The 9,982-nt window shown below is 33.0% G+C and carries 10 protein-coding genes; 8 read left to right on the top strand and 2 right to left on the bottom strand.

All coding sequences use genetic code 11. From position 1 onward, the window contains the following. The first annotated feature begins 186 nt into the window (after nt 1-186). Nucleotides 187-1,020, top strand: a complete 834-nt coding sequence (gene ygiD, locus DIU01_RS03355) for a 4,5-DOPA dioxygenase extradiol (protein ID WP_290831837.1) — start codon at nt 187-189, stop codon at nt 1,018-1,020. Between the two features lie 34 nt (nt 1,021-1,054). On the opposite strand, the gene DIU01_RS03350 is transcribed toward ygiD, so the two are convergent. Both DIU01_RS03350 and DIU01_RS03345 read right to left on the bottom strand, forming a co-directional pair. Next, a complete protein-coding gene (locus DIU01_RS03350) occupies nt 1,055-1,480 on the bottom strand; it encodes a PH domain-containing protein (RefSeq protein ID WP_290831836.1) in 426 nt (141 codons plus the stop codon). Nucleotides 1,481-1,482: 2 nt separating this feature from the next. Beyond that, nucleotides 1,483-2,592 carry a C1 family peptidase gene (locus DIU01_RS03345; RefSeq protein WP_290831835.1) on the bottom strand — a complete coding sequence of 370 codons (1,110 nt, stop codon included), beginning with the start codon at nt 2,590-2,592 and terminating at the stop codon, nt 1,483-1,485. Nucleotides 2,593-2,699: 107 nt separating this feature from the next. Between DIU01_RS03345 and DIU01_RS03340 the strand changes: the two genes are divergently transcribed. The 7 genes from DIU01_RS03340 (at nt 2,700) to DIU01_RS03310 (ending at nt 9,973) form a co-directional block, all read left to right on the top strand. Further along, nucleotides 2,700-3,539 (top strand): 1,4-dihydroxy-2-naphthoyl-CoA synthase, encoded by an 840-nt coding sequence (locus DIU01_RS03340; protein WP_290831834.1) that lies wholly within the window; start codon nt 2,700-2,702, stop codon nt 3,537-3,539. A gap of 163 nt (nt 3,540-3,702) precedes the next feature. Then, a complete protein-coding gene (locus DIU01_RS03335; protein WP_290831833.1) occupies nt 3,703-4,221 on the top strand; it encodes a PH domain-containing protein in 519 nt (172 codons plus the stop codon). Further along, nucleotides 4,221-5,723 (top strand): PH domain-containing protein, encoded by a 1,503-nt coding sequence (locus DIU01_RS03330; protein ID WP_290831832.1) that lies wholly within the window; start codon nt 4,221-4,223, stop codon nt 5,721-5,723. Before DIU01_RS03335 ends, DIU01_RS03330 begins: the two co-directional genes overlap by 1 nt. Nucleotides 5,724-5,813: 90 nt before the next feature. Further along, entirely contained in the window at nt 5,814-6,764 is a 951-nt protein-coding gene (gene menA / locus DIU01_RS03325; RefSeq protein ID WP_290831831.1) for a 1,4-dihydroxy-2-naphthoate octaprenyltransferase, read from the top strand. A gap of 1 nt (nt 6,765) precedes the next feature. Further along, nucleotides 6,766-7,443, top strand: a complete 678-nt coding sequence (locus DIU01_RS03320; protein WP_290831830.1) for a metal-dependent hydrolase — start codon at nt 6,766-6,768, stop codon at nt 7,441-7,443. Between the two features lie 173 nt (nt 7,444-7,616). Then, nucleotides 7,617-8,819: a M48 family metallopeptidase gene (locus DIU01_RS03315; RefSeq protein WP_290831829.1), complete on the top strand. Its 1,203-nt coding sequence runs from the start codon at nt 7,617-7,619 to the stop codon at nt 8,817-8,819. Nucleotides 8,820-8,935: 116 nt separating this feature from the next. Then, nucleotides 8,936-9,973 carry an o-succinylbenzoate synthase gene (locus DIU01_RS03310; protein ID WP_290831828.1) on the top strand — a complete coding sequence of 346 codons (1,038 nt, stop codon included), beginning with the start codon at nt 8,936-8,938 and terminating at the stop codon, nt 9,971-9,973. The last annotated feature ends 9 nt before the right edge of the window (nt 9,974-9,982 follow it).

The following is a 9,982-nucleotide window of genomic DNA, read 5'->3' as shown; positions in this document are numbered from 1 at the left end:
ATTTTTAATTATAATTTTTTAGATTAACTGCAATATAAGTCGATGAAATGCACGAAATTTGATTAGTTTTTTTTTAACAATTACATTTATTTTTAATGATTTTTCAAATTAGCATTAATTTTCTTACAATTATTTTTTATTTGAAACAAAAATATTTTACAAATAACACCAACAAAAGGCAATACCATGGCATCATTACATCCATTTTATAATTGGACAAAAGATTTAAAAGAAGACGGAGAAAAACTTCCAGTATTATTTATTGGTCACGGTTCGCCAATGAACGGAATTGAAGACAATGAGTTTTCTAGAACGTGGGCAAAATTTGGTAGAGAAATTCCAAAACCTAAAGCTGTTTTAGTTATTTCTGCACATTGGTTGACTAACGGAACTCACATAACTGCAATGAATAATCCAAAGACAATTCACGATTTTGGAGGTTTTCCGCAAGCATTGTTTGATGTAGAATATCCTGCAAAAGGAGATCCAGAATTGGCGAAATTCACTTCAGAATTAATAACTTCTACCAATGTTGGTTTGGACCACGATTGGGGTTTAGACCATGGAACTTGGACCGTTGTGCGACACATTTATCCAAATGCAGACATTCCAGTCTTGCAATTGAGTATTGATTATAGTAAACCTGCACAATATCATTATGATTTGGCAAAACAATTGGCTTCACTTCGCAAAAAAGGAGTTCTAATTATTGGAAGCGGAAACATGGTTCACAATCTAGGAATGGTTGCGTGGGACAAACTTCAAGAACCTGAATATGGCTATGATTGGACAATTGAAATGAATACCATTTTCAAGGAAAAAATTGGTAATAATGATTTCAAATCGCTAATAGAATATGAAAAGTTAAATAAAGCGGCAAAACTCGCCATCCCAACTCCAGATCATTATTTTCCTCTAATTTATTCGATTGCTTTACAAGACAACAATGACGAAGTTAGTTTCTTTAACGATAAACCAGTTGGAGGTTCATTAACAATGACTTCTGTGAAAATTGGATAACAAAAAAGGTAAGCATCACACTTACCTTTTTCAATTAAATCACTTCAATCTTCGGATTTATTTTTCTGATTTCTTCAATGAAAACATCGCTTTTTATTGGAGAAATAAATAAGTCGTCAAATTTATTATAGGTTATTATAAAACCTTTCGTATCCAATGCCGGTTTCAACGTTACTGGAACATACAAACCCGAATGTCGTTTTATTTTTTGAATATTTTCAATGTCAATTCTTCCTCTAAATGGTCCAGAACGGTACAATAAAAAATGATTTTTTATAACATATCTTGTGTCCAATAAAACCCAAACGATAAATCCAATTACCAACGATAGTATAATAATAGGTAGTAATGGCAACTCATTCTCGGTAATTCCCAAATACAAGACAACAACCATAAATAGTACGATTGCCCATAAAAACAGAACGGTGAATGTGTTTTTTGTTGATAGAAATCGTTTCATTTTTATAATCCTAATTTAGATTTTGTCGTTTTTGTTAATCCGTCTTTGTGCAATAAAACCGAAATACTTTTTAATTTCATATAAGAAACACTCATATAAACATAACCTTCTTTACCCGATTTTGTTCCCCAAGAATTTTTTACTTTATAGTACATTTTTCCAGTTTGATCTTTTACTTTTCCAACAATGTGCATCAAATGATCGTCGGTTGTAGTCAAGTTTTCAAATTCCGCTTGACGGTATTCTGGCGAAATTACTTTCTCTGGTTTGATTTCTGTTGTAATTACTTTGGCATCAGTATCATTTTCTGCAATAACAGCAACACCATTTTTTCCTGAGAAGGTATTTTCAGATACATCGCAATCTAAAGCAATCGTATATCCATTATCTAATGCATTATCGATATTTTGAACGTATTCATCTAATGGTAAATTATAAAAAGTTCCGTTAGAAAAATTATCTGGAATATCTAATAAGAAGGTTTTGTAAAAAGGCTCATTAGTAAAAGACGAAATTGTAACATAATCAGCTGTTTTCAATTTGGTCATCTCCAAGAAACTTTTTGGCGTATATTTTTTTCCTTCGTATGTAAAATCGGTTACATTTTTACCTATATATACATCAAGAACTGCATTTACCGCTTCTTTCCATTGTGGAGATAATTTTGCTCCAGGATTGGCAACATAAGTTTTTAACATTGATTCTAAAACCGCAGTCATTTCGGCATGATTGTGAGCGTTGTTAGTACCAATTAATCCAGAGTAAACACTATTTGGAACCAAACCAAAATCTTCTGCAGAATTAATCACATCATGAGCTAAACCGCCTTCGCCAAATTGAGCTTTCCCTTGTCGCATAACATAATTCCATGCTTTTTTAGGATAAGTATTTCGAACATTATACATCTCAGACAAGTCGATTTTTTTTCCCGTCAAGCGGATGATTTCGGCCTCCAAAAATGACGTTGTTGAAAAACTCCAACAAGTTCCTGTATTGTCTTGTGAAATTACAGGATTGGCTTCGATGTCTTTAATTGTTTGAAATTCATACGTTTGTGCGAAACCTCCAAAACTAATTGCTAATAATGCGATGCTTAAAATATTTTTTTTCATAATGAAATAAGAATGGTAATAGTGGTATTATCTAATTTTTGGTTTATTTTTACGCTAAATTAATACAAATTAGTATTCAAATACATTTTTAACAAAAATAGTTTTCAATGAGTGCAATCAATTGGGTAACCGCAAAAGAATTTGAAGATATAACTTATAAAAAATGCAATGGTGTTGCGAGAATCGCTTTCAATAGGCCAGACGTTCGGAATGCATTTCGACCAAAAACCACAGCCGAATTATTACAAGCTTTTCACGATGCGCAAGAAGATACATCTATAGGTGTAGTTTTACTTTCTGCAGAAGGTCCAAGTTCTAAAGACGGAGTTTATTCGTTTTGTTCTGGTGGCGATCAAAAAGCGCGTGGTCATCAAGGTTACGTTGGCGACGATGGTTATCACAGACTTAATATTTTAGACGTGCAACGATTAATTCGTTTTATGCCGAAAGCGGTAATTTGCGTTGTTCCAGGTTGGGCTGTTGGTGGCGGACATAGTTTGCATGTAGTTTGCGATTTAACTTTAGCAAGTAAAGAACACGCCATTTTTAAACAAACCGATGCTGATGTAACTAGTTTTGACGGAGGTTATGGATCGGCGTATTTGGCCAAAATGGTTGGTCAGAAAAAAGCTAGAGAAATTTTCTTTTTAGGACGAAATTACTCAGCTCAAGAAGCTTTCGAAATGGGAATGGTAAATGCTGTAATTCCACACGATGAATTGGAAGATACCGCTTATGAATGGGCACAAGAGATCTTGGCAAAATCACCAACATCTATAAAAATGCTAAAATTTGCCATGAATTTAACCGACGACGGAATGGTTGGTCAACAAGTTTTTGCAGGCGAAGCAACTCGATTGGCCTACATGACCGACGAAGCTAAAGAAGGAAGAGATGCTTTTCTTGAAAAACGCAAACCTAATTTTGATAAAAAGTGGTTACCTTAGTTTAGTGTTCAGTTTTCAGTTTTCAGTTTTCAGATAGCAGATGACAGATTTCAGATAGCAGATTTCAGTTTAACCCACACAGTTTGTCATTCCGTAGGAATCTCAATAGTGAAGCAATTAATTTGAAATTTGAGCAAACAATATGTATTAATAATAGTTTACCATGGAAGAATTCACCAACGATACAATAGATACAAAACAACTTCCTCGATATGAGTCGGTTGAATTAACTTCGCTGCATAAAAATTATTGGAAAGTACTATTGATTAGTAATGCTATTATTTTTTCAATTATTGCGATCGTCATGATTTTCTTGTGGATGAATATTGAAGATTCACAAGAATTCAGTCCGTTTTTGGTATTTGGAATTTTTCTTGTAATTGTAAATGGTTCCTTTTTTTTAAATCGAATTTCATTCAAGAAAAAAGCTTATGCTTTTAGAAATCACGATGTAATTTACAGAAGCGGACTTATCGCAACAAATACAATGGTAATTCCATACAATAGAGTCCAACACGTTGCTCTTCACGAAGGATTTTTATCAAGATATTTTGGTTTAGCCAAAGTAGAAATTTTTACTGCTGGTGGAACAGCAAGTGATATTGAAATTCCGGGAATTGCTAAAGAAGAAGCCGAAAACATCAAGCAATTGCTAATGGGTAAAATCCAAAAACAATTATAATGGAAACCAATTTCGATAAACCGCAACGTCAATCTTCCATCGGAGTTTTGGTCATGTTTGTTGATTCCTTGCAAAAATTTGGCAGGGCTTTTTTTCCTATTATTGTAATTTATTTTTTTAAAGCAGAATCGTTAAGCAAACTTTATTTGTACATCGGTTTAGTCGCAATTGTGCTTGTAATTGCAGTAATTGCTTACTTAAGTTTTATAAATTTTACCTTTTATATTGACGATGAAAACGACGAATTTATTGTGAATGAAGGAATTATCAATAAAACTAAAACAACAATTCAACTTAATAGAATTCAGCAAGTTAATATTCAGCAATCTTTAATTCAGAGAATTATTGGAGTTTATGCATTAAATGTTGATACTGCTGGAAGCGATAATAAAGAAGGGAATATCAAAGCAATTTCTCATTCAGTTGCATTAGCTTTAAAGGCAAAATTACTTGACAATGAAGCCCGCAAAGAAATAATTTCTTCAGATGAAGTTCCAATTAAAGAGGTAAAATCAGACAATTACCCATTTTTAAAAATTGATTTCTTAAGCCTGCTAAAAGTTGGAATCACTTCCAATTATGTGCGAAGTTTCGGTTTAATTCTAACGTTTTTCTTTACAATATTTGAAAACCTACGAAACATTGGAAAAGAAGATTTAATAGATGAAAGAGCAATCGATGGTTTTGTAGAAAACAATTCGGCTTTTTATCTTATTTCAGTATTTATTTTGGGGATGTTTTGTGTTGTTTTTGTAATTAATATCAGTCGAACTTTAATCAAATATTTCAATTACAATATTACTAAACAAAAAGGTTCCTTGTTATTGTCGTACGGATTGATAAACACGCAAAGCACCATTTTAAAGCCAGAGAAAGTTCAAATTGTAAACATTTCAAGAAATTTCTTTCAGAAAAAATTGAATGTTCTCGAAATCAAAATCAAGTTAGCCATTAGTGACGAAAGCAAACAAAAAAAATCATTAATTGAGATACCAGGTTGCAATGAAAACGAACGTGATGAAATTTTGAAACTCATTTTCAGGCAATTACCCGAAAAAGGAGTGATGATGAAACCTAATTTCCGTAAATTAGTTTTTTCAATTTTTCTAACTATTGTACTACCTTTATCAGGATTTTTTATCTTTGGTAAATATATAAATGCAGAAGCGTTTAAGTTTTCGAATTTGGCGGTTTTTTACACCTTGTTCTTTTTAACAATTCATTATTTCGGATTTAGAAATTACCGATTATACATCAACGAGAATCATATTATAAAACAAAGTGGCGCTTGGGATATTGACAACGAAATCATCGAAATAGGAAAAATTCAAGCCATTACAACATCACAATTATTTTGGCATAAAAACCTCAATATTGGTTCGTTAACATTGCATACCGCTGGAGGAAATTTATCTTTTCAGTTAGGAAATTACACTAAAATTAAAGAATACGTCAATCTTTGGTTGTACGAAATAGAAACATCAAATAGTAATTGGATGTAATAACAATTTTAGATATTAGATTTTAAATATCAAATATCTATTTTGCATAAAACTATATCTAATATCTAAAAATTTAATATCAAATATAAAATGAAACACTGGATTGAAGCCGCACGAGTAAGAACATTACCATTATCAATTTCGGGTATTTTGGTAGGTAGTTTTTACGCTATGTCGCAAGGATTTTTCAATTGGAAAATTGTAGTTCTTGCACTTTCTACAACATTAGGTTTGCAAATACTTTCCAACTTTGCAAACGATTATGGCGACGGAGTGAAAGGCACAGACAACGACGATCGAGTAGGACCAAAACGCGCCATCCAAAGCGGATTAATTACGCCTGGAGCAATGCGTTATGCCATTTTTATTACTGCATTTCTAACGTTTGTTTCGGCAATGTTGCTCATTTATTTCTCCTTCAAAGGAAAATATTTATTATATTCCATAATCTTTTTTGTGTTAGGAATTTTGGCAATTGCATCGGCAATTCGTTATACAGTTGGTAAAAATCCTTATGGTTATCGCGGTTTAGGCGATGTATTTGTCTTCACATTTTTCGGTTTAGTGAGTACTTTCGGAATCTATTTTATGTTTTCTAAACAAATAGATTGGCTACTGTTTTTACCAGCAACGGCAATTGGTTTCTTGAGCGTAGGAGTTTTAAATTTAAACAACATGCGCGACGAAGAATCCGATAGAAAATCCAATAAAAATACAATTGTGGTAAAAAATGGTGGCGCTTGGGCAAAGAAATATCATTTTTTCTTAATCATTTCAGCAATGGTTTTAGTTCTTTTATTTGCATTATTTTTCGATTTGTATCGTGATCCAAACCCAGGATTCAATTTTGATATTTACCTTTTCCTAATTGCTTATTTACCATTATCATCCCATTTAATTAGAGTTTACAAAAACAGAGAACCTAAATTATTAGATCCAGAGTTAAAACGATTGGCTTTAAGCACGTTTTTATTATCAGTTTTACTATCATTATCATTGATCTATTTTCTTTCAGATATGCTAATTTATTATACCAATTAATATGAAAATTAAATTCTACGGTCACGCTTGCATCGGAATCGAAGTAAGCGGAAAACACATTTTAGTCGATCCATTCATCACAGGAAATCCAAAAGCAGCACATATTGATATCAATACAATTAGTGCCGATTATATTTTACTAACTCACGCACATCAAGACCATATTCTTGATGTAGAAGCCATCGCAACACGCACAAACGCAACCATTGTTTCTACTTACGAAGTAGCAACTTACTACGGAAATAAAGGATTTAATTACCATCCAATGAACCACGGCGGAAGCTGGAAATTTGATTTCGGTCGCGTAAAAGTCGTAAACGCAATCCATTCAAGCTCGTTTCCAGACGGATCGTATGGCGGAAATCCAGCCGGATTTGTAATAGAAGGCGAGCACAAAAACATCTACATTTCGGGCGATACAGCGCTTACAATGGACATGAAACTCATTCCAATGCGCACCAAACTTGATTTAGCGATACTTTCAATCGGAAACAATTTCACTATGGACGTTGAAGATGCCATAATTGCCTCAGATTTTGTCGATTGTGACAAAGTTCTTGGCGTACATTTCGACACTTTCGGATACATAGAAATCAACCACGACGACGCCAAGAAAAAGTTTTTCGACGCAGGAAAAGACCTAATGTTACTAGAAATTGGCGAAAGTATCTCGCTATAATTTAATAGACTAATTATTTTCTGAAGCGAATGGCACGCGAATTGTTGTAGTCCATTTTCCTGCTTTACGCAATATCTTTTATTTTGTTGCCAATAGAATCTCCATAGGCAACAAAATAAAAGGATATTTGCTACAATCAGGGCTAGTTAGTAATTGTCTTACACAAAATCAAGATGTCAAAAAAACTTTATCTTATACTTTCACTATTCGTTTCAATAGGTTCAACCGCGCAGTCCAAAGACGGTTATTGGGATAATATTAGAACCACAAACGAAACCATAATTCTAAAAGCAGGCGAGAAGAAATTCATAAAATCGGCCAACTTCCCAGAAGGAACAACCGAAGTAGTTTACCGAATTACAATGCTCGATGACAACCAAAAAATATCCAGCAGTTTGGTATCCGTTTTAAAATCAATTCCAGATCCAACAGGCATTAGTCAAGGAACGGCTGGAGCTGTTTTTTTACTTTCAACAATTTCCGGTGACGATAAGTGTAAATACGCTATATATCAAAATGTTATAGATGTAGAAAACTACATAAAAACAGGTAAAAACACCAATGCATGTTTCGTGCAAAGCAAACCAATCAATAAAGAAGCAAAACTGCTTTCTACAAGTTCCAAATGTCTTTTAGGCAATATAGAAAACCTCTATTTTACCTTTGAAAGCAACAATTGGATTATGAATCAAAAGATAGTTTTAGAAATCGTTCCGTGGGTTGATGTAAAATCAAGTCGCGGCTGGAATCCTGAAACCAAAAAAGAATTACTAACCATTGCTCAAAAACAAGAAGTAGTAAAATCGCTTTCAAAAAAGGATGAATTCTACGCCATTTTCATTGAAAACGTTGGTGCAAAATACAAATACAGCGAGTTCAAACAATTGATTTCGGTAGAAAAAAACAGAGCAATCGAACAATCAGTTGAGGAAAGTTTGAAGAAATCTGGCGAAGTAGAAAAGTACTACGATGTCATCAGAAACAAATCACTTAAACTATTTAATTCTGGAAAATCCAACGATGCAATAGAGTTAATTACAACAGAAATGATTGCCAAAAAAAGAGCTAGCTACAAAGATTATGGCGTTCTAGGCGATTACTATTTGCTTTTAAAACAATACACAAAAGCCGAAGAAATTTACAATCAAGGACTAAAACAAAACCCATCAGAGATTAATTTTCAGCTCAATTTGGCGCATGTATATCTGTTTACCGATAGAGTTTCGCAAGCAAAAGACATTCACGAGAAATATTCAAATCAAACCTTATTCACAGGAAATTCTTGGAAAGAACAAGTAAAACTTGACTTCAAAGAGTTCCAAAAATTCGGTTTACCATCAGATAATTTTAAAAAGATATTGCGAATTATCGAGTGATTTCAAAAGTCAACTTCAAAAGTCAACTTCAAAAGTCAACTTCAAAAATTAATTTCAATATATTAAAACTCGCAACCCGAAACTCGCAACCCGAAACTCGCAACCCGAAACTGAAAATGAAAGCAACTTATCATAAATACTTACTCGATTTTAAACGACCATCAGGAACTTCTCGCGGTGTTTTAACTCAGAAAGAAACATGGTTTATTGTGCTAGAAGAAAACGGTAAAAAAGGAATAGGCGAGTGCGGAATTCTGCGCGGATTAAGTATTGATGATCGCGATGATTATGAAGAAAAATTGATTTGGACTTGTCAAAATATTCATCTTGGAGAAGAAAAATTATGGGATGAATTGATAGAATTTCCATCGATTCAGTTCGGAATTGAGATGGCTTTTCAATCTTTGATTAGCGAAAATCCGTTTGTTTTATTTCCTTCAGATTTCACAAATTCATCAAAATCTATTGTTATAAATGGATTAGTTTGGATGGGCGATGAGCAGTTTATGAAAGAGCAAATTGAAGAAAAGTTAGCTCAAGGTTTTACGTGTATTAAATTAAAAATTGGTGCGATAGATTTTCAAAAAGAATTGGATTTATTGCGCTTTATTCGTCAAAATTTTGATGCTAAAACCATCGAAATTAGAGTTGACGCTAACGGTGCTTTTAGTGAAAATTTAGCTTTAAGTAAATTAAATCAATTAGCTGGTTATGAATTGCATAGTATCGAACAACCAATTGCAAAAAATCATACTGACACAATGTCAGAGCTGTGTAAAATCACTCCAATTCCAATTGCTTTGGATGAAGAGCTAATTGGTGTGTTTTCATTGGAAGAAAAAGAACAATTATTGCAAAAAATCAAGCCACAATACATCATTTTAAAACCAAGTTTCATCGGTGGATTTAGAGGAACAAAACAATGGATTGAACTCGCTGAAAAATACAATATTGGTTGGTGGATTACTTCGGCTTTAGAAAGTAATGTTGGCTTAAATGCAATTGCACAATTCACCTTTTTACAAAATAATAAAATGCCTCAAGGTTTAGGAACAGGAAGTTTGTACACCAATAATTTTGATTGTCCATTGGAAGTTTCAAATGGGCAACTTTGGTACAGAAATAATTTGTCTTGGGATTTTAATTTAGAATAATTTTATCTC

Origin of the sequence: Flavobacterium sp. (assembly GCF_003525665.1) — a bacterium.
Taxonomy (GTDB): Bacteria; Bacteroidota; Bacteroidia; order Flavobacteriales; family Flavobacteriaceae; genus Flavobacterium.
This window is presented reverse-complemented; position numbering and strand designations above follow the sequence as displayed.